This is a genomic window from Nocardia sp. NPDC059764 (assembly GCF_042732555.1).
Taxonomy (GTDB): Bacteria; Actinomycetota; Actinomycetes; order Mycobacteriales; family Mycobacteriaceae; genus Nocardia.
In genome coordinates this window covers 1-24,235 of record NZ_JBHWHH010000113.1, presented here as the reverse complement: position 1 = coordinate 24,235, position 24,235 = coordinate 1, and the positions used below count along the sequence as shown (strand labels likewise).

Genomic DNA, 24,235 nt, shown 5'->3' with positions numbered 1-24,235 from the left:
TGCGAATCACCTGCACCGACACGTCATTCGACGCCGGGTGGCCGTTCCGGAACGGCCACCCGGCTTTCGTTATCGGCAAGTTATTTGCCTGTGATATGGTGAAGGCGGAGACGAATTCTTCTGTCTACCATCGTTTCTCATGAACGATAAAGGCCCGAGCAGAACCGCGATGATAGCCGCCGCCGGTCGCGCCGCACATTTGATCGTGGACAGCGCACCGCATCTCTTCCATGACACCGTGGCCGAGAAACTGCTGGGCGAGCACGCCCCCGAACTGCTCTCCTATCACCGGAATTCCGGCGATCACCCGGTGCTCAGCGGCACCCGGTCCCAGGTCAGCGCGCGCAGTCACTACACCGAGGCGCGGGTCGCGGCGGGCGGGTTCGCGCAGTACGTGATCCTGGGCGCGGGCCTGGACACCTTCGCCTACCGGTCACCGCTGGCCGGGGCGGTCGCCGTCTACGAGGTGGATCATCCCGCGACCCAGACGTGGAAGCGAGAGCTGCTCGCCGAGGCCGGAATCGGCACGGAGACCGTCGAATTCGTGGGCGTCGACTTCGAGAGCGACAATCTGTACACGGAACTGATCGCCCGCGGCTTCGACCCGTCGCGCCCCGCCCTGGTGAGCTGGCTGGGCGTCACCATGTACCTCACCGAGCCCGCCATCGCGGCTACGCTGGACACCCTCGCGCGCCTCGCGCCCGGCACCGAGCTGGTCCTGGAGTACGCGCTGCCGCCGGAGCTGCGCGACGAATCCGGGCAGGTCTACGGCAAATTCGCACAGGCGGCCACCGCGCAGCAGGGCGAGCCCATGCGCAGTATGTTCTCCCCGGAATCGGTGACGGCTCTGCTCGGACGGCACGGCTTCACGGTGGCGGACCATGTCTCGCAGCGCGACGCCGTGGACGCGGCCCTGTGGCAGCGCACCGACGGTCTGCGCCCGATCGACTTCTGCCGGCTGGTGCGCGCTCAGAGGTGAGGCCGGACCAGGATCTGGATGTGGTCGTCGGGATCGCGCAGTGATTCGATCGCGTCGGCGACCCCGTCCAGCCCCACCTGATCGGTGATGAGCGAGGCCGCGTCCACGGTGCCGTCGGCGATGCGGCGCAAGGTCTTCGCGTACTCCTCCTGCGGGTAGACCATGCACATCTGCAGCGAGATGTCCTTGTAGAGGCCGACGACGGGCCGGATGACGTCGTCGGTCATGACCGCGCCGATCTGCAGGATGGCGGTCTCGCGCGGCACCTTGTACATGAGGTCGTTGAGCAGGCCGGGCACCGCGGCGCAGACCCAGACGTGCAGCTTCTGGCCGGGCGCGGCCAGCTCCTGCCAGACTTCCACCGGATCCTCGACGGCCGGGTCCACCACCCGGTGCGCGCCCATCCGCCGCGCGGCCTCGCGGCGCAGTTTCGAGGGATCCGAGGCGACGATCGGGGCGACGCCGCGTTCGGCCAGCGCGGCCACCGCGCCCAGACCGACGGGGCCGCAACCGATCACGATGCCGGTGCCGTCCGGCCCGATGCCGGTGCGGGCCACGTTGCCGAAGCCGACGGCCAGGGGTTCGGTGAGGGCGGCGACGTGCGGGGGCACGTGGTCCGGAATCGGTTCGAGCGCCATGGCCTGCAACACCATGCGCTCGCCGAAGCCGCCGGGGAACTCGTTGGAGTAGCCGATGCCGTGGATGCCGCCCGCGCGGTCCAGCGCCCAGGGCAGCGCGACCACGGCCTGCCCCTCGACGAACGGCGTGTCCGGTCCGGCGCCGATGACCCGGGCCGACAGCTCGTGGCCCAGCACCAGATCGCGGCACGGATCGAACAGGAAGGTCGGCACCCCGCTGTCCCGGGAGGCCTGGAGGAACTCGTCGGTGTAGTCGAGGGCCTGCTTGTCGGACCCGCAGATCCCGCAGGCGATGGTCTCGACCAGCACCTGCCCCGGTCCGGGCACCGGTTCCGGAATCTCGTCCACGACGAGCTTCCGGTTCCGCATGACTACCGCGCGCATGTTTCTTCCTGCCTCGGGTCAGGGTGCCGACCGCGAATTCACTGTCCTAGCCGCGGGCCCATTCGTGGCCCCAGTAGCTGTCGGCGGTCATCTCCTCGGCCACGTAGTCGTCGCCGACGAGCATGCCCTCGCAACCGAATTCGAGATCCCAGTTGCCGGGGGTGCGCACGTAGAAGGAGATCATCTTGTCGTTGGTGTGGCGGCCCAGCGTCGAGGACAGGTGGTAGCCCGCCTTGTTGACGCGGTCCAGCGCGCGGCCGACATCGTCGAGCGAGTCGACCTCGACCATGACGTGCACGATGCCGGGGCCGTCCGGGCGCGAGCCGGGGATCAGCGCCAGGCTGTGGTGGCGCGGGTTGACGCCCATGAAGCGGATCCAGATCGGGTGCTCGGGCGGGCCGACGCGGAACGAGCCGCGCGAGGCGAATCCCAGGACCTCGGTGTAGAACTCGCGGGCTTCCTCGATGTCGCGCACCGGCAGCACCACGTGGCCCAGGCCCAGATCGCCGGTGACGAAGCGGTTGCCGAACTTGGAGACCACCGGGCTGTGGTCCAGCAGCGGGCCGTGGAAGACCTCGATGGTGAAGCCGGACGGGTCGACGAAGGAGATGGCCTCCTCGACGTGCCGGTTCGCGGCCTCGGCGACCGAGAGGGTGGTGACCTCGATCTCGGCCTGCTCCAGGATCTCCCGGACCAGGTTCAGCGAGCGGCGGTCGGCGACCTGCCAGCCGACGGCGATGACCGCGTCGCGGTCGCCGGGCACCAGTTCCAGGCGGTAGGTGTGCTCGTCGACGCGCAGGTAGATGGAGTCCGGGTTGGGACCGGTGCCCTCGGCGAAACCGATGGTGTCGAAGGCGAACGCGCGCCAGGCGTCCACATCGGCGATGTGGGCGCGCACGTAGCCGAGCGAGGCGAAGGTAGCCATGGTGATACTCCTCGGGAGATTCGGGATATCAGGAATAGGTGACGGTGACGTCGTCGGTGACCGGAACGGCCTGGCAGGCGAGCACATAGCCGTCGGCGATGTCCTCTTCTTCCAGAATCTCGTTGCGGCGCATGGTGACCTCGCCGGTCAGGACGCGGCACACGCAGGCGCTGCACGCGCCTTCCTTGCACGAGTACGGGGCGTCCAGTCCCTTGGCGAGCATGGTGTCGAGCAGGGTCTGCTGACGCGGCCAGGGCATTTCGTGGTTCTCGCCGTCGAGTTCGACCTGCACGGTCGCGGCGTCGCCGTCGTCGATCACGACCTCGCTCGCGGCGGGGTCGACCTCGAACGGGTTGCCGGACAGCGACACGAACTTCTCGGCGTGCACGCGCTTGCGGTCCGCGCCCAGCTCGGTCATGGCGGCGGCGACCGCGTCCATGAACGGGCCGGGACCACAGACGAACACCTCCCGGCCCGCCCACGGCCGCGCCAGCGCGGCCAGGGTGGCCACGCTCGGCAGGCCCTGCACGGACTGCAGCCAGTGCAGCACCAGCAGCCGATCCGGGTGCGCGGCAGCCAGTTCCGCGAGCTCCTCGGCGAAGATGACCGAGTTCTCGTGCTGGTTGGCGTAGATCAGCGTGCAGTGGCCGGTGCCCTGCGCCAGCACGGATTTCAGGATGGACAGCACCGGGGTGATGCCGCTGCCGCCGGCGAACAGCAGCAGGTCGGTGTCCAGCGAGTCGGGGGTGAAGATGCCGGCGGGCGGCAGCACGTCCAGGGCCAGGCCCTCGGTGGCGTTGTCGCACAGCCAGTTCGAGCCGTAGCCGTCGACGGTCCGCTTGACGGTGACCTTCAGCGGGCCGCCCTCGTGCGGGGCGCTCGACAGCGAGTAGCAGCGGCTGACCGAGCCGGTCAGGTCGCTGGGGATGCGCAGGGTGAGGAACTGGCCCGGACGGTAGGAGAACCGTTCGGCGTGCTCGGCATCAGGAACGAGCTCGAGCGACACCGTGTCGGCGGTCTCGCGCACCACGCGCACGATCGTCGCCGATGTGATCCCGCTCACGTGAGCGGTCGCCACGGCCTCGTCTACCTCGAAGTCTGTGACCGTCATCCGTTCCACCAGTTCCATTCCTGTGCTGTTCGTTTCGAACCCGCCCAGGCGGGTATCAGTAAACCGGGGCCGACCGCCGACGATGTCGGAAGGCCCACCCGGAGGAGGCCGGCCCGCGGCGGGCCGGCACTCACTCAGGCCTGAGTTCGCCCGCGGGTCTGTACGTCCGTGTCCCGCGTGCTGACCGTCAGCGCACCCGAGGCGACCGCCCCGTCGATGCTGGCCCGCAGCTCACGGCAGGTGTGCGAACGCAACCCGGTCTTCTCGAGTTCCGTGCACGCGGCCTGCGCGTCCTTGTTCCACTGCACACTGGTGTGCTGATCGCTGAACTTCTCCACCAGCACGCAGGTCCCGCAGGACCGGCACGAAACCTCGTCCATGGCAATGCCTCTCAGGCGCCGGTGTGGGATACGTGGCCCGCCACGGCAGCGTCGCGCTTGGCCAGGTTGTCGGCGACCTCGGCCTCCCACGCGGTGACCGCGCGGGTGGTGTCCACCTCGAACTCGAAGCGGTCGGTCATCTCGTCCGCGACCTCGGCCGCGTCCACGTAGAACTGCTCGTACCAGCGACGCAGCTGATAGACCGGCCCGTCCTCCTCGCACAGCAGCGGGTTGTTGATGCGCGACTTGCGCTTCCAGATGGCCGCGTCCTGCTCGAAGCCCTTACCCAGGCCGCCGACGAACTTGGCGGCGATCTCCGCGGCCTGCTCGGCCGGGACGCCCTCGGGCTTCTTGGCGATCGCGCCGTACTGCAGCACGAACTGGTTCTCGTTGATCGGGTAGTGGCAGTTGATCAGGTAGCCCTCGACCACGAGACCATTGGGGCTCTCGCTCTTCAGGTAGTCGATCATGTAGGACGGCCCGTAGTACGAGGCCTCCGACTGCAGCACGTTCTTGCCGCCCAGCGCCTTGGCGGTCTCGCCCATCATGTCCTCGCGCGAGACGGAGGTCATGTACTGGCTGGCGGTGTGGCCCTCGAAGACGTTCTTGAAGAAGGTCGGGAAGCCGTAGTGCACGTAGAAGAAGTGCGCCATGTCGACCACGTTGTCCACCACCTCGCGGCAGTTGGCGTCGACGATCATGGAGTTCCAAGTCCAGTCGGTCCACTGGTCGTCGAAGGCGGCGTCGATGCGCGGGATGGCCAGCTCGGCGGGCGGCTGCTTGTTCTCCGGGTCGTGCCAGACGAACAGCTGCTTGTTCTCGACCATGGTCGGCCACGCCTTGGTGCGGGCCAGCGGGGGCACGCGGCGCGCGTAGGGGATGCCGGTGCACTTGCCCTTGCCGTTCCAGCGCCAGTCGTGGAACGGGCACGCGATGGAGTCGCCCTTGACGGTGCCGTCGGCCAGGTTGCCGCCCATGTGGGGGCAGTAGGCGTTGAGCACGTTCAGCTCGCCGTTCTCGGTCGCGAACACCACGATCTCGGTGCCGAAAGCCTTGACGGTGTGCGGCTTTCCGTCGCGGAAGGAGTCGGCCAAGCCCAGGCAGTGCCAGCCGCGCGCGAATCGAGTCGGGGGCTTCCCGGCATCGATGACTCGCACCTCACTGTCCGTGGTGGTCATGTGAATTCCTCTCCCTTGCCTTGCTTCGATGGTTGCGGCCGGTGTGACGGCGACGACAGCGCAGTCTCACTGGCCGGGCGGTGACTACTGATAGTCGAGACGGCTCCGTTTACGGATGCTCGAGACGACCGAACGCGGCGCGGTAGAACAGCAGCGGCTTGGCTTCGGAATGTTCATTCAAGCAGGTCACGCGTCCGATGACGATGGTGTGGTCGCCGCCGTCGGCCTCGTCGTAGAGCTCGCAGTCGATCGACGCCATGGCGCCCGCGAGCAACGGCGAACCGTTCTCCGAGGGGGCCCACTCGACGCCCGCGAACTTGTCCGGGCCGGGGCGGCCCAGCTGCCGGCAGAGCTCGGCCTGATCGTCGGCCAGAATGTTGACGCAGAACCGCCCGATCTCGCGGATGCGCGGCCACGTGCTCGAGCTGCGCGCCGGGAAGAAGCTCACCAGCGGCGGGTCGATGGACAGCGATGCGAACGACTGGCAGGCGAAGCCGAGCGGCTCGTCCTCGTCGAGGGCGGTGATCACGGTGACCCCCGAGCAGAAACGCCCGAGGACGGTCTTGAAGGCCGTCGCGTCGATGGCCGGGGTCTGATCGAGCACCGGCTCCTCCTTATTTCGATCCGAAATATAGCTAGCAGTCATGACAGCAGGTCGTGAGCAGGAGGCGTCAACACGGTGGTTCGGTGATCGGGACACGGATCCGTAGGTTTTACGTAGTTCTCCCGATTCCGCAGGTTGTGGCGTGCGGCACTGTGATGGGTAGCACAAGGTCCGAGCTAGGTACATGCCTGATCGGAATAGCCCCATCCGATACACCCAGCCCGGATATGAACCAACGGAGGTACATATGACCATCGCCATGCTGCCGCCCGCGGATACTCGACACCCCCACAACCCCATGCGCGCCAAGGAATCTCGCGCGAGTGCCGAGGTCCCCGTCTCGATGATCGAGCGCATGACGCTGATCCTGGACGCCTTCGACGCCTCCACGCCGACCCTCACGCTGCTCGGTCTGGTCGAGCGCACCGGGCTGCCGCGGTCCACCGTGCACCGCATCCTCGACCAGATGATCAAGCTGCGCTGGCTGGCCCACACCTCGGGCGGCTACCGGCTGGGCATGCGCGCCCTCGAACTGGGCGGCCTGACCGCCGACCACAACGAGATCCGCGACGCCGTCTCCCCGCTGCTGCACGAGCTGAGCCAGCGCACCGGCATGGTCGGCCACCTGGCCGTGCTCGACGGCCGCGACGTGGTCTATCTGGACAAGGCCGGCGGCCGCTTCGCCGCGAGCCTGCCCACCCGCCTGGGCGGCCGGATGCCCGCGCACGCAACCGCTCTCGGCAAGGCCATGCTGGCCTGTCTCGAGCCCAACATCGCCGAGGCCGCACTGCGCACCCGCCTGCCGCGCCTGACCCCGCGCACCATCTGCGAGCCCGAGGCGCTGACCCGCGAGCTGCAGCAGATCCGCCTGCGCCAGGGCGTGGCCATCGACCGCGAGGAGGCCATTGCCGGCATCGCTTGCGTCGCCGCGCCGCTGCGGGGCCGGGGCACCGCGCCCGCCGCGCTGTCGCTGTCGGGTCGCGCCGAGGGCATGAGCTACGACCGGCTGGCCCGAGTCGTGCTCGAGGTCGCCCACGAGGCCGGCCGCACCCTGTTCCCGCGCCGCGCGCACTGGCGTTGATCGGAGCGGGCATATGCCGGGGCGATACAGTTCGATGATGATCGATGGCGTGCCGTCCGCGGAGGCGCGGGCGATTCCGGACCTGCCCACGACCGCGTGGGCGGTGCTCGGAATGCTCTCGCATGCCGAGGAACTCTCCGGATACGACCTCAAGAAGTGGGCCGACTGGAGTCTGCAGTTCTTCTACTGGAGCCCCTCGTTCTCCCAGATCTACGCCGAGCTCAAGCGTTTGGAGAAGCACGGGTACGCGGTGTCGCGGACCGTGGTCTCCGAGGACGGCATGCGCGGCAAGCGCATGTACGCCATCACGGAGGCCGGGCGTGAGGCCGCCTCGGAGTGGGTCAACCACTCCCCCGTCGAGGCCCCGGTGCTCAAACACAGTGTGATGCTGCGGGCTTGGCTCGGTCATCTGGCCGAGCCGGACCGGATGCGCGAGATCCTGCAGCAGCACATCGAATACACCGAGACCATGCGCCGCCGGGCGCAGGCCGACGCCGAGGGCGCGGACGTGAATCCGGATTGGGCCTACCCCAGCGCGGTCTTGCGCTGGTGCGTCAAGCATTACGAGGCGGAGAAGGAATTCGCAGAAGACCTGCTGTCAGATTTGGACAAATTGGCGAGACAGCGTAGCCGCCGGAAGGCCGCCAAGAAATAGATTTCGGTTGATTCCCACTGACCGGGCTTTGTGATGGGCGACACCCTCCAGTCGTGACACGGTTCACAGGATCGTAGTTACTACCCACCCTGGAGGACGCACTATGTCCACCTCCGTCGACACCGCGGTGCCGCCCGGAACTGCGCCTGACGACTCGGGTCGTCTCGATGGCGCATCGAATCTGAGGATCTGGTCGGTCCTCGCGATCATCGTGCTGTTCACCGAGGTCGCCCCGATGCAGTACGTCATGGTCGCCTCCGCCTTGCGGCAGATCGCGCCCACCTTCCCCGACCAGGGCGCGAACATCAACTGGTCGATCATCGTCTTCGGTATCTGCGGCGCCGCCGTGTCCCCGCTGATCGGCAAGCTCAGCGACATCTGGGGCAAGAAGAAGATGTTCCTGCTCTGCGGCGTGCTGTTCCTGATCGGCACCGTGATGTGCGCCGTCACCAGCAGCTGGGCGGTCTTCCTGACCGGCCGCGCGCTGGAGGCCACCGCCATCGCGACGACCGTGGTGTCCTACGGCCTGATCCGCGACCTGATGCCGCGCCGCATGGTGCCCATCGGCCTCGGCATCGCCTCCACCGGTCTGGGTGTGTCCGCGCTCGCCGGGCCGCTGATCGGCGGCTACATCACCGATCACACCAGCTGGCGCGGACTGTTCTGGTTCCTGGCCATCTTCACCCTGGTCATGATCCCGCTGCTGATCCTGGTCGTCCCGGAGTCGAAGCTGCGGACCCCGCAGCGCCTGGACGTCATCGGCGCGGTGCTGCTCGGCGCGGGCGCCACCCTCACCCTGATCTACCTGGACAAGGGCCAGGACTGGGGCTGGACCAAGCCCTCCACCCTGGTGTGGCTGATCGGCGGCCTGGTGCTGCTCGCCCTGTTCCCCATCGTGGAGATGCGGGCCAAGAACCCGATCATGGACATGAAGCTGCTGTTCAACCCGCGCGTCAGCGTGGTGCTGTTCATCGGTCTGCTGGCCTCGTTCATGATCGGATACCAGTCCTACGCAACGGGTTACATGACCCAGTCGCCGCCGTCGTCGGAGGTCGTCGAGCAGGTCAAGGCGGGTACCTGGGAGCAGGTGAAGTCCGGTGCGCTGGCCCAGGCGCAGGCGCAGGCGCTCACCCAGGCGCGGGCCCAGGGCCTGGCCCAGGCCGAGGCGCAGGCCAAGGCCGCCATGCCCCCGGGCATGGAGCTGCCGCCGGAGCTGGTCAAGCAGCTCACCGACAAGGTCAATGCCGCGGTGACTCCGGAGGTCGTGAACGCCCAGGTGCCGCCGGAGGCGGTGTACCAGCACCTGCCGCCGGACATGGTCAAGGTCGATCTGGAGCCTGGTTACACCTACGGTGACAACTTCACGCTGCTGAAGTTCGCCACCCACCTGACGCTCGCACAGTCCTTGCTCGCGATGCTGTTCGGCTTCCTCGGCGGTCTGTGGATCCGCCGCTCGGGTGCGCGCCTGCCGCTGGTGTCCGCGTTGGTCATCTTCGTCGGCGCGGGTCTGGCCTACGCGGCGCTGTCACACGGCTGGCAGACCCAGGCCCTGATCGGTGCGGTGTTCGGCATCGCCTTCGGCCTGTACTACGCGTCCACGCCGAACCTGATCGTGGAAGGCGTTCCGGCACAACAGCAGGGCATCAGCGCGGGCATGCTGGGCGTCATGCAGGCCATGGGCGCGGCGGTCGGCCTGGCCGTGGCCACGGCGTTCCTGAGCGCCAACCCGGTGAAGGCGGTGGTGTCGGTGACCGGCGCGCCGCCGGTGACCAAGGAGATTCCGATGCTGTACGCCGACAAGGGGTACGAGATCAGCTTCTACTTCGTGGCCATCTCGGCCGCGGTGGCGCTGGTCGGCGCGCTCATCATGAAGCACGGCCGCACTCCGGCGACGGGCGGTACCGCGCACTGATCGCACGGTGCTGAGTTGAAGGGATGACGGCCCGGAGGTGAACGCCTCCGGGCCGTTCCCGTGCCGCTCAGTGAGACCTGACCTCGATGTTCTCCGCCAGTCATATTTCTATTGGTAATAGGCCGCAAGCCCACAGTTCTGCAAGCCATCGTTCGTGCGGCCGGAGAGGTTGGTCGACGATGACCGGTGCACTGGACTCCATCGAGAGCGCGGTGGCGGCGGTGGCCCGCGGCGGCCTGGTGCTGGTCGTGGACGACGAGAACCGCGAGAACGAGGGCGATCTGATCCTGGCCGCCGAGCACGCGACCGCGGCGAACATCGCGTTCCTGGTGCGGCACACCAGCGGCGTCATCTGCGTGCCCATGACCGGCGAGGACTGCGACCGGCTCGGGCTGCCGCCCATGACCGCGGTCAACGAGGACCCCAAGGGCACCGCCTACACCGTCTCCGTGGACGCCGTCACCGGTGTCAGCACCGGCATCTCCGCGGCCGACCGCGCGCACACCATGCGCCTGCTGGCCGACCCGCGCACCACCGCCGAACAGCTCTCCCGCCCGGGCCACGTGTTCCCGTTGCGCGCCAACGACCGTGGCGTACTGGGCCGTCCCGGCCACACCGAGGCCGCCGTGGATCTCATGCGCCTGGCCGGGCTGCGGCCCGCCGGCGTCATCGCCGAGGTGGTCGATGACGACGGCAGCATGGCCCGGCTCCCCAATCTGCTGATCCTGGCGAAGGAGTGGGGCATCCCGCTGGTCTCCATCGCCGACCTGATCGAGTACCGGAAACGGTTGGAGCACGGCATCTCCCGCGAGGTCGAGACCCGGCTGCCCACCCGCTTCGGCGATTTCCGGGTCTACGGCTACGCCGACGCCCACACCGGCGACGAGCACCTGGCCCTGGTCCTGGGTGACCCGTCGGGCGAGAACGCCCTGGCACGAGTGCATTCCGAATGCCTCACGGGTGACGCCTTCGGGTCGCTGCGCTGCGACTGCGGCGAACAGCTCGACGCCGCGCTGGAGGCGGTGGCGGCCGCGGGCCGCGGGGTCGTGGTCTATCTGCGCGGTCAGGAGGGCCGGGGCATCGGGCTGCTCAACAAGCTGCGCGCCTACGAACTGCAGGACGGCGGGGCCGACACCGTGGACGCCAATGTCCGGCTCGGCCTGCCCATCGACGCCCGCGACTACCGGGCGGCCGCCCACATCCTGCGCGATCTGGGCGTGAATTCGGTTCGGCTGCTGAGCAACAACCCGGCCAAGCAGTCCGGGTTGCAGGCCCACGGGATCGCGGTGCACGCCCGGATCCCGCTGCAGACCCAGCCGACCGAGCACAATGTGCACTACCTGACCACCAAGCGGGATCGGATGAGCCACCTGCTGACCGACATTCCCGCGGTCGGCTAGTCGTCAATCCTCGTCCGGCCGGTGCTCGTCCCACCGCAACCCGAGCCGGAACGCCTGCAACGCCGGTTTGGCCGGCGACACCCAGGCCTGAAAACGCAAGTCCGACGGATACTTCGCACCCGAATGGCGGATCGCGGCCTTGGTCTCGGCCGCCATCCGCCGGGCCGCGCCGACGCCGTGGTTGTACATCTGCCCGCGCGCGTGGTCGTCCTCGCGGACCTCGAGCCGGGACTGGGCGTTGGCGGCGAAGAAGCCCTGCGCGACCCAGTGCGGGCGGTCGGCCAGGGTGATCACCCAGATCACGTGCGGAACAAGGGGATGCAGCACCGGCAGGTCCACGGTCAGGGACAGGAACAAGTGGTCGATGTGGTCCTCGAGCTCCTCGAGGGTGGCCGCGTCGGGCTCCTTGTGGCCCCAGGCCCCGGCATCCGTGGCACGTGACTCGTCCGGCCAGGCCAGCCAGCATTCCCGAGGCCAGTGGTCCTCGTCGTACTCCCACGCGAATTCGCGTTCGGCCTCGGCCGGACCCCGCTGCTCGATCCCCAGGCTCACCTCCAGGGGCCGGATCGAGCGGCCCAGGGTCAGGGTCTCGCGGCCGCGCCACCAGATGGCCATCGCGCCCGGACCGCCGACCAGGTCGGGTTCGCCCAGGACGCCGATGCATTCGGCCAGGGCGGTGGTGAAGACATGATCGACGAGGGCCGATTCGCAGGGGTAGGACAGTCGCAGCTGTTCGACCTCGCCGTGGCCGAAGCCCGGCCCGGTGGCCGAGCGGAGGGTGTCGACCGCGACGAACTCCGCGCCACCCGCGGTCGCCGACGTCAGCCCGCCGGAGTCGTCCCGAATGGACTGCCACGCCAATTTCTCGATGACGCCGCCGATCTCGCGCCGTGACCAATCGCCGAAGTCGAAGGCCAGCAGGACCGACAGCGCCTCACCGAAGGATCCGAGATCCACCGTTCGACCGTAGTTGCGCCCCCACCACTCGTCCGCCTCCGCATCGCGTTGCCGCCGTTGCTCTTCCGACGGATGCCGGAAGTCTTCCCCAAGGTCTTCACTCACGGGCGCAGCGTATTCGACCCGGTCGGCGACGCCTATCGGCACCGGGCGCGCCGCTCGCCCCGCACGCGAACGCGGCGACTACAACCACCGGACCGGCGTCACCTCGCGAATGTGCACGAGGACGTCGAAGGCCTCCGGCAGATCGCGAATCGCCAAGTGCTCGTCGGCATCCCGGACCGGGTCGTACACGCCGCTGATCACCCGCAGCTTGGCCGGGCCCGGCAGCGGATCGGCGCGCAGGTCCCGCCACAGCCGCTCGGGGCCCGCCGCACCGAGCTTCGTGTCCAGGAAATCTCCTGCCGGAGCGGGGATCCGAGCCACGCCGACATCGCCGTGAAGGAATCCGATCGCCACCGCGGCGTAGTCGCGGCCGAAATGCTCGCGTAGCACGCTGCCGACACTGGCGGTCGCCTCCTGCCCCGCCGCCAACCCGATCGCGGCGGCCCCGGCGGAGACGTGCGCGATGCCGTCCCAGTACACGGTGCGCGATCCGGTGCGCTGATGGTGGCCGATGATCGTGGCCGCCCACCGCTCGCCGTCGCCGGCGAAACTCCCCCGGCCCGCGACGCTGTACCGATGGAACTCCTCGATCAAAGCCATTCGGGCGCGGACGGTCTCGTCGAGTTCGGGGATCGACGCCACCAGCGCCGACGCGTCGCGCGCATGGTCGAGGAACAGGCGGCCCGGGTGGACGCCGCGGGCGCGCTGGACGTGTTCGTCGAGGGTGTGCGCGGTGCGGATGGGATCCAGGTGCGTGGCCAGTTCGGCGGCGCGGTCCGGCGCGTGGGCCCGGACCGCGTCCAAGACGGTGTCGTAGTCCGCGGGCTTGGCCTGCACCGGCTTGACGCCGATGATGGCGACCTGATCGTCGGGGTGGGCCTGATTGAATTCCCGGATCCAGGTCAGGGCCTCCGCCATTTCCGCTGTGCGCCAAGGCCGCCAGGACAGGTCGAGGGCGGAGACGGCGGTACCCGCGCCGGTGCGGACGTACGCGTCCAGGGTCGCGCCGACGTCGGCGCTGTCCTGCACGGCGAGGGTGCGGAAGCCGTGGCGCTCGACCAGGTTTCGGAAGATCGCCGCGCGCACGGCGAAGGTCTGGTGGGCGAACCGGGTGGACTCGCCGATGCCGACGACGACCGCGTGCGACAGCGAGCGCGCGAGGGTCTCGGCGGTCGTGTCATCGAAGGGCGTGACGGCGAGGGTGGTTTCGGTCGACATGACCCCACCCTCCAACCTCAACCAATATTCATGTCAAGCAACTGGCTCACGCGGGCTCCCATCGCCCGTCCCGCCGCCAGCAACGGCTCGGTCGAGCGCAGGGTCCGGCCGATCACGAACGCGCCTTCCAGGGCGCACAATACGGCGACCATCAACTCCCGGGCATCGGCTTCGCCGAGGCCGCGCCGCACGAAATAGTCTGTCCCCTCGTCGATCCAGGACCGCATGACGTCCGCGGCCACCTCGCGAATCCCGGGTTCGCTGTCGGCCACCTCCCCGGCGACGGTCCCGACCGGGCACATGTTCATCCATCCGCTCTGCTCGATGGTCTCGGCGGCGGCGGTGAACGCGGCGGGCACGGCCTCGCGCAGATCCTCGTGGGCGTCCATGAGCAGCGGCAGCAACTGGATGTAGGCCGCGCCCGAGGTGCGCAGCGCCTCCGCCGCGATGCCCGCCTTCCCGGCCGGGAAGTGGTGGTAGAGCGAGCCCATCGGGGCGCCCGAGGCCGCGGTGATCTGTTTGACGGTGATCGCGCTGTAGCCCTGGACGCGCATGAGCTCGGCGACGGCGGTGACCAGGCGATCCCGGGTGGTGGTTGACAGCTTCTCGCTCACCCGTCCAGACTAGAGCAAACGCACTAGAGCGTGTGCTCTAGAGGGGAGAAGGGCGATGCCGACAGTCGAGCTGAGCGTGGGACGGGTGCACTACGCCGAGCGGGGCCGGGGACCGGCGGTGGTGCTGCTGCACGGACTGCTCATGAATCACACGGTGTGGGACGAGGTGATCGGCAAGCTGCCCCCGGGCTTCCGGTACGTCCTGCCGGACCTGCCGCTGGGCGCGCATCCCGAGCCGCTGCGCGCGGACGCCGACCTGAGCATGCGGGGGCTGAATCAGCTGCTCGCCGAATTCCTCACCGCGCTGGATCTGCGCGACGTCACCCTGGTGCACAGCGATTGGGGCGGCGGGCTGTTCCTCACCGCGTACGGGCTCGACGAGCGGGTCGGGCGACTGATCGTGCTGCCCTGCGAGGCGTTCGACAACTTCCCGCCCGGACTGCCCGGCAAGACCGCCATCGTGGCGTGCGCGCTGCCCGGCGGAGTCACGCTGGCGCTCAGGCAGTTACGGGTGTCGTGGCTGCGCGCCACCCCGGTCATGTTCGGCTGGATGGCCCGCCGCCCGATCGACGACGACCTGGTCCGCGGCTGGACCGAACCGGGCCTGCGGGACCAGCGGATTCGACGGGACCTGCTCGGCTACGCGCGCTCCCCGCGGCCGAAGACCGAGTACATCGCGAATACCGAAGCGCTGCGCGACTTCCCCGGCGACGCGTTGATCCTGTGGTCGTCGGCCGGCAAGGTGATGCCGCGCGAGCACGGCCGCCGCCTGGCCGAGCTGATCCCCAAGGCCCGGCTGGTCGAACTCGACGACGCCTACGTCCTGTCGATGCTGGATCGCCCCGAGGCCGTGGCCGAGGCCATGTCCGCCTTCCTGACCGGCGCTGTCGTCGAGAACGAATAGGCCGAGCCGGGGTTTCGGTATCGTCGGCGGGAGCGGCCACACGACGCGGTGTGGGCACCCGAGAAACCCCCGGAGGCGCGAATGCCCAGCCTGCTCAGCCGGATAGTGCCCTGGTATCTGCGGGTCACGCGCGCCAACCGCCCGTTCATCACCGCGGAGGGCGCGCGCGAACGCATCCGGGAGCGCACCCTGCGGCCGCTGCCCTACGGCCCGCCGCGCCGCCTGCGCTCGGACGTCGAGGTCTCGGTGCTCCAGGATTCGGTCCGGCCCGTCTACACGCTGACGCCGCGGTCCGGTCGCGCCCGCGGCAATGTCGTCTACGCGCACGGCGGGGGCTGGGTCAACGAGATCGCGCCGCAGCACTGGCGGCTGGCCGCGGAGATCGCGGCCCGCGCGGAAACCACTGTCACGCTTCCCATCTACCCGCTCATCCCCTTCGGCACGGCCGATCGGGTGATCCCGGCCTTCGCGGAACTGGTACTGGCCAACCGGGCCCGATACGGCGAGGTGTGCCTGGCCGGTGATTCGGCGGGCGGGCAGATCTCGCTGTCCACCGCCCTGCTGCTGCGCGACGAGCACGAGGTGACGCTGCCGCGCACGGTGCTGATCTCCCCCGCCCTGGACCTGTCGATGAGCAATCCGGAGATCGCCGAGGTACAGCCGAGCGACCCGTGGCTGGGCCGCCCCGGCGGCCTGGTGCTGGGCGAGCACTGGAGCGGATCGCTGCCCATCACCGACCCCCAGGTCAGCCCGCTGTTCGCGGACTTCACCGGGCTCGGGCCGCTGACCGTGTTCTGCGGCACCCGCGACATCCTGATGCCGGATGCGCGGCTGCTGGTCGGCAAGGCCCGGGCGGCGGGCGTGGCGGTCGACTATCACGAGGCCGCGGAGCTGGTGCACGTCTACCCGCTGACGCCGACTCCGGAAGGCCGTGCGGCACAGGCCGTCCTGATCGACAGCCTGCGCGCGGCGCTCCGGCCGAACGGCTCGGATCCGTCCGCTCACCCCTGAGCGGCGGGCCCGTTCTCGGCCAGCCACGCGCGGGCGCGAGTGGCCGAGGCGCGCGAAAGCCAGGCGTCCTGCACGACTTCGGCGAGTTCGCCCAAGGTCAGCTCGGGAATTCGGCTGCCGCGCACCAGAACCGACAGGTGTCCCCGGAAGTGCGGTGTGGTGAAGAACGGTGAGCCGGGGTCCTGGGTCAGGGCCAGTTTGTCGTCCTCGGACGGCACCCAGATGATGATGACGTCGTCGTAGCGCTCCCCCGTCTCCGGGTCGGCGGCGTCGGGGCGCGGGGTGCGGAAGTAGACGAAGGACTTGCGGCCCACCTGATAGACCGGATTGCCTGTGGGCCCGTGCTCGACGGTGACGTGCGGCATGGCCCCGGCCAGGTCGTGGACGTCGGCGAGGCGGGCGCGGCGACTTCTGCTCGGCACCCGGTCGAGTGTATCGCCGCGCACACCGAGGGTGCCCGCGAGCTGGGTTTATGCGAGCCTGCTGGCCTTGAATGCCGCAAATCACATAGGTTGGACGCCATGGCGCGGCGTGTCAATGGAAACCTCCCCGAAGAGGTCACTTCATTCGTCGGCCGTCGCGAAGAACTGGCTACCACGAAACGTCTGCTGCCCACCACCCGGGTGCTGACCCTGCTGGGCCCCGGCGGCATGGGCAAGACCCGCCTGTCGCGGCAGATCGGGCACCTGGTGGCGCGGGCCTTCCCGGACGGCGTGTGGCTGGTGGAGCTGGCCGACGTGCAGGATCCTGCCCTGGTCACGCTGAGCGTCGCCGAAGCCCTGAACCTGCGCGACGAGTCCACCGCGCCGCTGCCCCGGCTCACCGAATTCCTGGCCGACAAGCGGCTGCTGCTGATCCTGGACAACTGTGAGCATCTGATCGAGGCGTGCGCCGCGCTGGTCGGCCGGATCATCGCCACCACCCCCGATGTGCGGGTGCTGGCCACCAGCCGCGAGGTGCTCGGCATCCCCGGCGAACAGGTGATGCCGGTGCCGCCGCTGACCGTGCCCGACACCCTGGGCGAGGACGGCGACGCGCTGCAGCTGTTCATCGAGCGGGCCACGGCCGCCAACCCCGGTTTCGAGGCCACCCCCGCCAATCGGGCGGTGCTCGCCGAGATCTGCCGCCGCCTCGAGGGCATGCCGCTCGCGCTGGAACTCGCGGCGCTGCGGCTGCGCATGTTCACCCCCGAACAGATCCGCGACCGCCTCGACGACACCATCGGGCTGCTCAGCGCCGGGCCGCGCACCGCGCCGCAGCGGCAGCAGACCATCGAGGGCGCGATCCGCTGGAGCTACGACCTGTGCACCACCGCCGAACAGACGCTGTGGGAACAGCTTTCGGTGTTCGCGGGCGGCTTCGACATCGACGCCGCGGAGGCGGTGTGCGAGCTGGCGCCGGGCGCGCTCATCGAGGCGCTCACCGGGCTGGTCGACAAGTCGGTGGTGATGCTGCGCTTCGACGGCGACGTGGCCCGGTACTCGATGCTGGAGCCGATCCGCCAGTTCGCCGCCGATCGGCTCGCCGAACGCGGTACGGCGCAGGAGGTTCGGGCCCGGCACCGTCAGCACTACCGGGAACTGGCCATGCGCGGGCAGACCGCGTACTGGACCGCCGAGGACGTGGACTGGTTCCGCGAACTGAGCCGCGAGCACGCGAACCTGCGCGCGGCGCTGAAGTCGGGCCTGGAGGACGATCCCCTGCACACCATGGCCACGGTGACCGTGCTGCGGCCGTTCTGGGAGCACAACCGGTTCCTGTCCGAGGGCTACCGCTGGCTCACCGACTCACTGGCCCGCAACCCCGCGCGGACTGCCGAACGCGCCCGGGCGCTGTCCTCGGCGGGATCGCTGGCCGCGCTGCTGGGCGATCAGGAATCCGCGGCGCGGCTGGTCGCGGAGTGCGTGGAACTGGCCGCGAGCCTCGACGATCACGACATCCTCGCCGAGGTGGCGCTGGATCAGTCGCTGCTGGCCTTCGCCAGCGACCGCGAACGCTCCCTGGAACTGGGCCGCAACGCCATCTCCCTGGCGGCCGAGCACGAACAGCACGCCATCGAGATGGACTCGCACGCCTTCTCCTTCATGGCCGCCATGGTGCTGGAAGCGCCCGGCCGCACCGAATTGGCCGAGCGGTTCCTGGAACTCACCACCGAGAGCGGTTCGCACCTGCTGGGCGGGCTGGCGCTGTGGACGGTCGGCATCGACCACTGGCGGCGCGGCGATCTCGAGGCGGCCGCCGAATTCCACGGCCGCGCCATCGAGCAGCTGGCCCTGTTCGAGCGCTGCATCTGGCTGTCGTCGGCCTTCGAGGGCCTGGCCTGGACGGTGTCGGCGGGCGGTGACCACGAGCGGGCCGCCCGACTGATGGGCGCGGCGGAGTCCTTGCAGCGCAGCACCATCCGGCTCGCGCACACCATCACGGTGGCGGTCGGCGAGAAGGAACGGCTCAAGGTCCGCGAAGCGCTGGGCGAGGAGGCCTTCCGCAGCGCGTTCGGCGCGGGCGCGAGCCTGCCGCTGAGCGAGGCCATCGACTACGCGCTCGGCCACACCGCCGCGCCGGAGCCGGAACCGGTCGCCGCGCCGCCCGCGCTCAAACGGCCCGCCCGCGCCACGACGGCGACGCTGTCGGAGACCAATGTGCTGACCCGCCGGCAGAAGGACGTGGCCCGGCTGGTGGCGGCCGGGCACAGCAACAAGAAGATCGCCGCCGACCTGGTCATCTCGGTGCGCACCGCCGAGACCCACGTCGAACACATCCTCACCAAGCTCGGCCTGACCTCCCGCACCCAGCTGGCGGCCTGGGCCCACGAACACGACCTGTAGGCACGGAGAACGGGGTACCCGATGACACCGATCGACGACTACGCCCGAACCCGCGAGAGTCTGCACGCCGTCGCCGAACAGGTGCTGGCCGGGCCGGAGTACCTGCGCAGCAAGACGATTCGGCTCACCCCGGTCCCCGGCGGGTTCGCCACCGTCGCGGCCCCGAATCTGGCCGTGCGCGAGGACATCCTGCTCCTCGACGGCGAGCCGGTGGGGAAACTACACGGCGCGACCATCGTGGAGCTGGCCGCCGCGGCCGGTGTCGAGCCCGGGATGCCGGACGGCGTCTACGCCAGCCGCACCGGGTACGACCCGAACGCCCCACTGTGGGTCGACGCCCGCCACTCCCGAACCCTGACACGCGCCTACGAACTCGGCGAGGCCGCCCTGTGCGCCGTCGCCCCCGAGCGGACCCCGACGCTGTGGCCCGAGCACTTCGACCTCGGCATCGACCTGGACCAGGTCAATTACGGCGTCTCCCCCGGCGACAGCACCATCGCCGAGCCCTACGCCTACGTGGGCCCGTGGACGACCCGCACCGGAGACTTCTGGAACCAGTCCTTCGGCGCGGCCCGCACCATCGCCGAACTCGGCAGCCTCGAAGCGCTCACCGACTTCTTCGCGGAGGGACGCCGCCGCGCCGCGGAGTGACGATGCGTCACTGGTAGCCGGTCGCCCCGTCGATGCGTTCGCGGAGCAGGTCGGCGTGGCCGGCGTGACGGCCGTACTCCTCGATCATGTGCAGGTACATCCAGCGCAGGCTCAGGTCCTTGCCGGTGCGGGGATGCCGGGTGGCGTGGTCGAGCGGCAGGTCGGCGATGGCCTTGTCGCACACCGCGATCTCCTCGAGGAAGCGACCGTAGTCGGCCTCGGCCCGCGCGGGGTCGATGTCGTCGAAGTCGCCGTCGCGGTTCACCTCGTCGGAGTAGAGGTACCCCGGCTCCTCGCCGGCCGCGCGCATGCGGAACCAGCCGCGTTCCACCTCGGTCATGTGCCGGATCAGGCCCAGCAGGGACATGCTGGACGGCTCCACGCTGCGGGTCGCGAGCTGAGCGCCGGTGAGGCCCTGGCACTTCCACAGCAGGATCTCGCGGCCACGGGTGAGCAGGGAGTGCAGCACGGCGCGCTCGTCGCCGACGAGCAGCTGCGGGGAACGGGGGACCTCGGGGGCTTTCCACGTCATGATCGGACTCTAGCGCCGGGCCCGAATCCGGGAAAAAGAAATTCGGGGGTGGGAAATCTCCCACCCCCGAATCACGGGAAACCGCTTGCTACAGACCGTTGTTCAGGAAGTCGATCACCGAACGCTCGAACGCGTCCTTGCGCTCCACCATGACCCAGTGGCCGCAGCGGGCGAAGGTCCGCAGGTCCGCGTTGGGGATCTGCCGGGCCGCGAAGAGCGAGCCCTCCACCGGGGTGACCCGGTCGTCGCGACCCCACAGGATCAGCACTTCCTGCTTGATGCCCTTGAGCCGCGCCCACAGCGGGACCGGTTCGGCCAGCTTCGGGTTGTAGAACGTGGCGTAGGCGTCGCGCAGCGCGGCCTGACCCTTGGGGTCGGCGGCGGCCTTCAGGCGCTTGGCGACGAGTTCCTCGGTGAGGGTGGCCGGGTTGGAGACCATGGCCCGCAGGAAGCCCATGGCCTTCTCGTCGCTGGGGTTCATGTTGAACTCCATCAGCCGATTGATGCCCTCGGACGGTTCGGGTCCGAGGATGTTCACCCCGACCCCGCCCGGGGCCATCAGCACCACGCGGTCGACGCGGCCCGGGTGCTCGAGTGCGAGCAGGGTCGCGACCGTGCCGCCCATGGAATTGCCGAGCACATGCGCCTTTTCGAGGCCCAGCTCGTCGAGCAGCCCGATCACCGCGTCGGCGGCGATGCGCAGGTAGTTGCGCTCGTACACCTCCGGGCGGCCGCTCTCGCCGAAGCCCGGCTGATCCAGGATCAGGCAGCGGAAGTGCTGGGCCAGCACCGGCAGGTTCTCACCGAAGTTGGCCCAGCCGGAGACGCCCGCGCCGGAGCCGTGCAGCAGCACCAGCGCCGGGCCCTCGCCGGCCTCGTGATAGCGGAGCTGGTGACCGTCGACGGTCACCCACTTGGTGGTGCTCTCCGCGGTGAGGGTCATCAGAGCATCCGATCCGCGACCTCGAGGCCCATGGCGCCCTTGCCGTACATGGCCAGCGCGCGCTCCACGTCGTTGATCACGTGCACGCTGCCCGCGTGGGCGTCGCGCCAGTTGCGCTCGATGATGTTCGGCTGGCGGATGGCGTGGCCGCCGGAGTTCTTGAACAGCAGGTCGATCGCCTCGAGCGCGCGCTCGGTGCCGCGCACCTGGTCGCGGCGGGTGGCCAGCCGCAACTCGAACGGGATCTCCTCACCGGCCTGCGCGTAGCGCAGCTGCTCGGACATGTTCCGTTCCATCTGGAGCACGGCGGCGTCGATTTCCGAAGCGGCGCGGGCGATCCGGACGTGGGCGAAGGGATCCTCGGAGACCTTCTGGCCGCCGTAGGACAGCCGCACCCGCTCGCGCTGACGCTCGATGTGCGCGTCGTAGGCGCCCTGCGCCGCGCCGATGATCGGGGCGGTGATGGTGTTGGAGAACAGCGCGCCGAACGAGATCTTGTACAGCGGGTTGGTGTTCACCGCCTGACCGGGGCCGATCAGGTTGGCCTGATCCGCGGCCGAGTAAGCGCGGTAGGCCGGGACGAAGGCCTTCTCGATGACGATGTCGTTGGAGCCGGTGCCGGCCAGGCCGGACACGTTCCAGGTGTCCTCGATGCGGTAGTCGGTGCGCGGCACCAGAACCGTGTAGTAGTCCATGCCGGTCGCGGTCGGCACCAGCGCGCCCAGGAACACCCACTGGCCGTGGTCGCAGCCGGAGGAGAACTGCCAGCGGCCCGACAGCTCGTAGCCGCCGTCGACGACGGTCAGCTTGCCGGTCGGCGCGTAGGAGGACGACACCAGGGTGTCGGGGTTCTCGGCCCACACGTCCTGCTGGGCCTGATCCTCGAACAGGGCCAGCTGCCACGGGTGCGCGCCCAGCACCGAGGACACCCACGCGGTGGACGGGCACACGGTGCCGATCGCGCGGATCACCTCGTAGAAGGCGACCGGGGACTCCTCCATGCCGCCGAAGCGGGCCGGCTGCAGCATGCGGAACACACCGGCCTCGGTGAGCTCGGCGATGCTGGCGTCGGGGACCCGCCGCTGCTCCTCGGCCTGCACCGCGCGTTCCCGGATCGCGGGCAGCAGATCGCGGACCCGATCGAGCACCTTGTTAGTCATGCGGGCGTTCCTCCTCGTGCCAGAGTTTCCTGCCATCGAAGTTATGGCCAACTAGGTGTTTCGAACCGAAATAGTCCCAATGATCGGAACCTCGCTCCCGGAAACAACAGCAGTGCCGGGCCCCTGCTGGGAGCAGGGTCCCGGCGGACAGTCGGGGTGGAAGCCCACCGGGCCTATTTGTGGGCGTACTCCCAGGTGATGTCCTCGTCGAGGGCCTTGCGGACGGCGGCGTCGAGGCCGGGGTTCCAGTCGGCCGGCTGGGCGACGGCGACCCAGCCGTCGAGGACCAGGTCGCCGTAGCGGTGGCCGTGGCCCGAGGGCACGCCCTGCGCGTTGGCGAGGTCGGCGCTGATCTGCCAGAAGGTGACGATGGGCCACCAGCGGATGGATTTGGAGACATCCGCGCCGCGCGGTTCCTTCAGCCAATCCGGTTGGGTGAACAGCAGATCCGGCGACCACCACACGATGGGGTCGGAGGCGTGTTGCAGGTAGACCACGCGCGGGTCGGTCCACTGGCGGGCGGGGCGGGCGAGATCCGGTGCGGTGGCGGCGAACCGGACGATGAGGCCGTCGGCGTAGATCGGCAGGATCTCCGGCGTCCCCACGTCGCGGCGCTGCTCGATCTGGCTCCAGATGCGGTTCGAGTTGGGCGGGCCCACCCACAGCACGCCGTCCACCATGCTGCGGATGTCGTCGAGTCCGGAGAACGCGCCCTCGGAGCCCTGCGAGCCCAGGCTCTCGCCGTAGACCAGCAGCTTGGGCCGATGCTCCGGGGGCAGCTGGGCCCATCGCTCGTGGACGGCGCGGATGACCAGTCGCCCGGATTCGGTGGCCTTCTCACGGTCGGACAGGAACGACAGCACGCTGGGCAGGTACGAGTACTGGGTGGCGGCGATGGCGCTGTCGCCGCCGTACATGTACTCGATCGAGGAGGCGGTGGTGGAGTCCACCCAGCCGGTGCCGGTGGTGGTCACCACCACCAGCACCTTGCGGTCGAAGGCCCGGGTGCGGTCGAGTTCGCGCACCACCAGGGCCGCGATGTCCTCGGGCTCCTTCGCCGAGTCCAGGCCCGCGTACACCCGAATCGGTTCGCGCGCGGGCTTTCCCGTGACCTGCGCGATCCGTTCGGCGGTCGGCGCGGTGGCCACGAACCAGCGGCCCTCCGAGCCGAGGGTGTCCCATCCGGCCAGAGACTGTGGGCTGCCGGACCTTTCGGGCAGCTGCGGCTGGATCACGCTCTCCGAGGTCGTGCCGTTGCGCAGGCTGAACGCCGAATTGGCCGTGGCGAAGAAGGCTTTCGCCAGCACGCCCTGGAACAGCAGCACCGCCAGCACGGCCACCACGACGACCGCGCCGGGGTAGGCGAGGCCGCGCGGAATATGCCAGTCGATATTGAGCAGCCGCACGATCAGCCGGATCAGCCACCGCACCACGCGGTACGCGGCGATCACCAGGGCCAGGGTGGCCGCGGCCAGCAGTTCGGCGCGCAGGTAGCTCGACGTGGTGGTCGGTTCCATCCCCATCAGCGTTTCGAGGTCGCGCTGCCAGCGGGCCGACCGGGCCAGCACCAGCGCGGCGCCGACGATGGTGCCGACCAGGATCACGACTTTGCCGACGGCCCGGGTGGTTTCGCTCGGATTCCACAGTTTGGCCAGGCCCTCGGCGGAGTCGGGCAGCCGCGGCTGCACCCACTTCTCGAACGCCCACGCCAGCACGCAGCCCACGCCGTAGCCGATGGCCGCGCTGATCCCGCAGACCAGGCCCTCGAACAACCAGGTGCGGGGCAGCAGGGAGGGCGACACCGCCCACAGGAAGAAGATCCACGCCACGATCAGGCCGGGATAGTTCGGGTTGATCGCGCGTTCCACGCGGGCGATGACCGCCCACACGCGAGACGGGAACGATCGGGTGTCCGGCTGCGCGGGGTGAGCGCGCGCGTCGGCGGCGGGCCTGTCGTCGGTGGGCTTATAGTCGGCGGGCTTGTCGAGGTCCTGACCGTCGGCCTTCATGTCTCCGAGTCTGGTCGCCCGGACTCGCCCGGACGGCAGCGACACGCGCGCACGACACC

23 protein-coding genes are annotated in these 24,235 nt (G+C 69.4%); 9 read left to right on the top strand and 14 right to left on the bottom strand.

The window, feature by feature from the left end; genetic code table 11:
• Positions 1 to 139 precede the first annotated feature (139 nt).
• Entirely contained in the window at positions 140 to 979 is an 840-nt protein-coding gene (locus ACFV4K_RS23525; protein ID WP_379277719.1) for a class I SAM-dependent methyltransferase, read from the top strand.
• On the opposite strand, the gene ACFV4K_RS23520 is transcribed toward ACFV4K_RS23525, so the two are convergent.
• From ACFV4K_RS23520 to ACFV4K_RS23495, 6 genes are all read right to left on the bottom strand, one after another.
• Positions 970 to 2,001, bottom strand: coding sequence for a zinc-binding dehydrogenase (locus tag ACFV4K_RS23520; protein ID WP_379277717.1), 1,032 nt, complete (start codon positions 1,999 to 2,001; stop codon positions 970 to 972). The genes ACFV4K_RS23525 and ACFV4K_RS23520 overlap by 10 nt on opposite strands.
• Before the next feature lie 46 nt (positions 2,002 to 2,047).
• Complete coding sequence (locus ACFV4K_RS23515) at positions 2,048 to 2,926, bottom strand: VOC family protein (protein ID WP_379277715.1); 879 nt, start codon at positions 2,924 to 2,926, stop codon at positions 2,048 to 2,050.
• 28 nt (positions 2,927 to 2,954) lie between these two features.
• Entirely contained in the window at positions 2,955 to 4,037 is a 1,083-nt protein-coding gene (locus ACFV4K_RS23510; protein WP_379277713.1) for a 2Fe-2S iron-sulfur cluster-binding protein, read from the bottom strand.
• Positions 4,038 to 4,171: 134 nt separating this feature from the next.
• Positions 4,172 to 4,417 carry a hypothetical protein gene (locus ACFV4K_RS23505; protein ID WP_379277711.1) on the bottom strand — a complete coding sequence of 82 codons (246 nt, stop codon included), beginning with the start codon at positions 4,415 to 4,417 and terminating at the stop codon, positions 4,172 to 4,174.
• An 11-nt stretch (positions 4,418 to 4,428) separates the two neighbouring features.
• A complete protein-coding gene (locus tag ACFV4K_RS23500) occupies positions 4,429 to 5,595 on the bottom strand; it encodes a Rieske 2Fe-2S domain-containing protein (protein WP_379277709.1) in 1,167 nt (388 codons plus the stop codon).
• Positions 5,596 to 5,704: 109 nt separating this feature from the next.
• A complete protein-coding gene (locus ACFV4K_RS23495; protein ID WP_357279627.1) occupies positions 5,705 to 6,199 on the bottom strand; it encodes a flavin reductase family protein in 495 nt (164 codons plus the stop codon).
• A 247-nt stretch (positions 6,200 to 6,446) separates the two neighbouring features.
• Here ACFV4K_RS23495 and ACFV4K_RS23490 point away from each other — a divergent pair, with 247 nt between their 5' ends.
• The 4 genes from ACFV4K_RS23490 (at position 6,447) to ACFV4K_RS23475 (ending at position 11,247) form a co-directional block, all read left to right on the top strand.
• Positions 6,447 to 7,280: an IclR family transcriptional regulator gene (locus tag ACFV4K_RS23490; protein ID WP_357090075.1), complete on the top strand. Its 834-nt coding sequence runs from the start codon at positions 6,447 to 6,449 to the stop codon at positions 7,278 to 7,280.
• A 37-nt stretch (positions 7,281 to 7,317) separates the two neighbouring features.
• Entirely contained in the window at positions 7,318 to 7,935 is a 618-nt protein-coding gene (locus ACFV4K_RS23485) for a PadR family transcriptional regulator (RefSeq protein ID WP_357090078.1), read from the top strand.
• A 103-nt stretch (positions 7,936 to 8,038) separates the two neighbouring features.
• Positions 8,039 to 9,847 carry an MFS transporter gene (locus ACFV4K_RS23480; protein ID WP_379277707.1) on the top strand — a complete coding sequence of 603 codons (1,809 nt, stop codon included), beginning with the start codon at positions 8,039 to 8,041 and terminating at the stop codon, positions 9,845 to 9,847.
• A gap of 179 nt (positions 9,848 to 10,026) precedes the next feature.
• Entirely contained in the window at positions 10,027 to 11,247 is a 1,221-nt protein-coding gene (locus tag ACFV4K_RS23475) for a bifunctional 3,4-dihydroxy-2-butanone-4-phosphate synthase/GTP cyclohydrolase II (RefSeq protein ID WP_379277705.1), read from the top strand.
• Positions 11,248 to 11,250: 3 nt separating this feature from the next.
• Here the strand turns inward: ACFV4K_RS23475 and ACFV4K_RS23470 are convergent, their stop codons facing one another.
• From ACFV4K_RS23470 to ACFV4K_RS23460, 3 genes are all read right to left on the bottom strand, one after another.
• Positions 11,251 to 12,309: a hypothetical protein gene (locus ACFV4K_RS23470; protein WP_379277703.1), complete on the bottom strand. Its 1,059-nt coding sequence runs from the start codon at positions 12,307 to 12,309 to the stop codon at positions 11,251 to 11,253.
• A gap of 78 nt (positions 12,310 to 12,387) precedes the next feature.
• A complete protein-coding gene (locus ACFV4K_RS23465; protein WP_379277701.1) occupies positions 12,388 to 13,527 on the bottom strand; it encodes an erythromycin esterase family protein in 1,140 nt (379 codons plus the stop codon).
• Positions 13,528 to 13,544: 17 nt separating this feature from the next.
• The gene (locus ACFV4K_RS23460; protein ID WP_379277699.1) at positions 13,545 to 14,141 is read right to left on the bottom strand and encodes a TetR/AcrR family transcriptional regulator; all 597 of its coding nucleotides are present in this window, start codon (positions 14,139 to 14,141) and stop codon (positions 13,545 to 13,547) included.
• A 55-nt stretch (positions 14,142 to 14,196) separates the two neighbouring features.
• On the opposite strand from ACFV4K_RS23460, the gene ACFV4K_RS23455 reads away from it, so the two are divergent.
• Both ACFV4K_RS23455 and ACFV4K_RS23450 read left to right on the top strand, forming a co-directional pair.
• The gene (locus ACFV4K_RS23455) at positions 14,197 to 15,045 is read left to right on the top strand and encodes an alpha/beta fold hydrolase (RefSeq protein WP_379277698.1); all 849 of its coding nucleotides are present in this window, start codon (positions 14,197 to 14,199) and stop codon (positions 15,043 to 15,045) included.
• 81 nt (positions 15,046 to 15,126) lie between these two features.
• Positions 15,127 to 16,056, top strand: a complete 930-nt coding sequence (locus ACFV4K_RS23450) for an alpha/beta hydrolase fold domain-containing protein (protein WP_379277696.1) — start codon at positions 15,127 to 15,129, stop codon at positions 16,054 to 16,056.
• On the opposite strand, the gene ACFV4K_RS23445 is transcribed toward ACFV4K_RS23450, so the two are convergent.
• Positions 16,047 to 16,478: an MmcQ/YjbR family DNA-binding protein gene (locus ACFV4K_RS23445; RefSeq protein ID WP_379277695.1), complete on the bottom strand. Its 432-nt coding sequence runs from the start codon at positions 16,476 to 16,478 to the stop codon at positions 16,047 to 16,049. The genes ACFV4K_RS23450 and ACFV4K_RS23445 overlap by 10 nt on opposite strands.
• Positions 16,479 to 16,577: 99 nt before the next feature.
• Here ACFV4K_RS23445 and ACFV4K_RS23440 point away from each other — a divergent pair, with 99 nt between their 5' ends.
• Both ACFV4K_RS23440 and ACFV4K_RS23435 read left to right on the top strand, forming a co-directional pair.
• Positions 16,578 to 18,881, top strand: coding sequence for an ATP-binding protein (locus tag ACFV4K_RS23440; RefSeq protein ID WP_379277693.1), 2,304 nt, complete (start codon positions 16,578 to 16,580; stop codon positions 18,879 to 18,881).
• A gap of 21 nt (positions 18,882 to 18,902) precedes the next feature.
• Entirely contained in the window at positions 18,903 to 19,532 is a 630-nt protein-coding gene (locus tag ACFV4K_RS23435; protein ID WP_379277691.1) for a hypothetical protein, read from the top strand.
• Positions 19,533 to 19,539: 7 nt separating this feature from the next.
• Here the strand turns inward: ACFV4K_RS23435 and ACFV4K_RS23430 are convergent, their stop codons facing one another.
• From ACFV4K_RS23430 to ACFV4K_RS23415, 4 genes are all read right to left on the bottom strand, one after another.
• Positions 19,540 to 20,064, bottom strand: a complete 525-nt coding sequence (locus tag ACFV4K_RS23430) for a DinB family protein (protein WP_379277690.1) — start codon at positions 20,062 to 20,064, stop codon at positions 19,540 to 19,542.
• A gap of 88 nt (positions 20,065 to 20,152) precedes the next feature.
• Positions 20,153 to 21,007, bottom strand: a complete 855-nt coding sequence (locus tag ACFV4K_RS23425; RefSeq protein ID WP_379277688.1) for an alpha/beta fold hydrolase — start codon at positions 21,005 to 21,007, stop codon at positions 20,153 to 20,155.
• Positions 21,007 to 22,167 carry a 3-hydroxy-9,10-secoandrosta-1,3,5(10)-triene-9,17-dione monooxygenase oxygenase subunit gene (hsaA, locus tag ACFV4K_RS23420; RefSeq protein ID WP_357090110.1) on the bottom strand — a complete coding sequence of 387 codons (1,161 nt, stop codon included), beginning with the start codon at positions 22,165 to 22,167 and terminating at the stop codon, positions 21,007 to 21,009. Before hsaA ends, ACFV4K_RS23425 begins: the two co-directional genes overlap by 1 nt.
• 173 nt (positions 22,168 to 22,340) lie before the next feature.
• Positions 22,341 to 24,176: an alpha/beta hydrolase gene (locus tag ACFV4K_RS23415; RefSeq protein ID WP_379277686.1), complete on the bottom strand. Its 1,836-nt coding sequence runs from the start codon at positions 24,174 to 24,176 to the stop codon at positions 22,341 to 22,343.
• Between the last annotated feature and the right edge of the window lie 59 nt (positions 24,177 to 24,235).

Coding starts and splice junctions, on each gene's coding strand:
- ACFV4K_RS23525 (WP_379277719.1), top strand. CDS start 140: ATGAACGATAAAGGCCCGAGCAGAACCGCGATGATAGCCGCCGCCGGT.
- ACFV4K_RS23520 (WP_379277717.1), bottom strand. CDS start 2,001: ATGCGCGCGGTAGTCATGCGGAACCGGAAGCTCGTCGTGGACGAGATT.
- ACFV4K_RS23515 (WP_379277715.1), bottom strand. CDS start 2,926: ATGGCTACCTTCGCCTCGCTCGGCTACGTGCGCGCCCACATCGCCGAT.
- ACFV4K_RS23510 (WP_379277713.1), bottom strand. CDS start 4,037: ATGACGGTCACAGACTTCGAGGTAGACGAGGCCGTGGCGACCGCTCAC.
- ACFV4K_RS23505 (WP_379277711.1), bottom strand. CDS start 4,417: ATGGACGAGGTTTCGTGCCGGTCCTGCGGGACCTGCGTGCTGGTGGAG.
- ACFV4K_RS23500 (WP_379277709.1), bottom strand. CDS start 5,595: ATGACCACCACGGACAGTGAGGTGCGAGTCATCGATGCCGGGAAGCCC.
- ACFV4K_RS23490 (WP_357090075.1), top strand. CDS start 6,447: ATGACCATCGCCATGCTGCCGCCCGCGGATACTCGACACCCCCACAAC.
- ACFV4K_RS23485 (WP_357090078.1), top strand. CDS start 7,318: ATGATCGATGGCGTGCCGTCCGCGGAGGCGCGGGCGATTCCGGACCTG.
- ACFV4K_RS23480 (WP_379277707.1), top strand. CDS start 8,039: ATGTCCACCTCCGTCGACACCGCGGTGCCGCCCGGAACTGCGCCTGAC.
- ACFV4K_RS23475 (WP_379277705.1), top strand. CDS start 10,027: ATGACCGGTGCACTGGACTCCATCGAGAGCGCGGTGGCGGCGGTGGCC.
- ACFV4K_RS23465 (WP_379277701.1), bottom strand. CDS start 13,527: ATGTCGACCGAAACCACCCTCGCCGTCACGCCCTTCGATGACACGACC.
- ACFV4K_RS23455 (WP_379277698.1), top strand. CDS start 14,197: ATGCCGACAGTCGAGCTGAGCGTGGGACGGGTGCACTACGCCGAGCGG.
- ACFV4K_RS23450 (WP_379277696.1), top strand. CDS start 15,127: ATGCCCAGCCTGCTCAGCCGGATAGTGCCCTGGTATCTGCGGGTCACG.
- ACFV4K_RS23440 (WP_379277693.1), top strand. CDS start 16,578: ATGGCGCGGCGTGTCAATGGAAACCTCCCCGAAGAGGTCACTTCATTC.
- ACFV4K_RS23435 (WP_379277691.1), top strand. CDS start 18,903: ATGACACCGATCGACGACTACGCCCGAACCCGCGAGAGTCTGCACGCC.
- ACFV4K_RS23430 (WP_379277690.1), bottom strand. CDS start 20,064: ATGACGTGGAAAGCCCCCGAGGTCCCCCGTTCCCCGCAGCTGCTCGTC.
- ACFV4K_RS23425 (WP_379277688.1), bottom strand. CDS start 21,007: ATGACCCTCACCGCGGAGAGCACCACCAAGTGGGTGACCGTCGACGGT.
- hsaA (WP_357090110.1), bottom strand. CDS start 22,167: ATGACTAACAAGGTGCTCGATCGGGTCCGCGATCTGCTGCCCGCGATC.
- ACFV4K_RS23415 (WP_379277686.1), bottom strand. CDS start 24,176: ATGAAGGCCGACGGTCAGGACCTCGACAAGCCCGCCGACTATAAGCCC.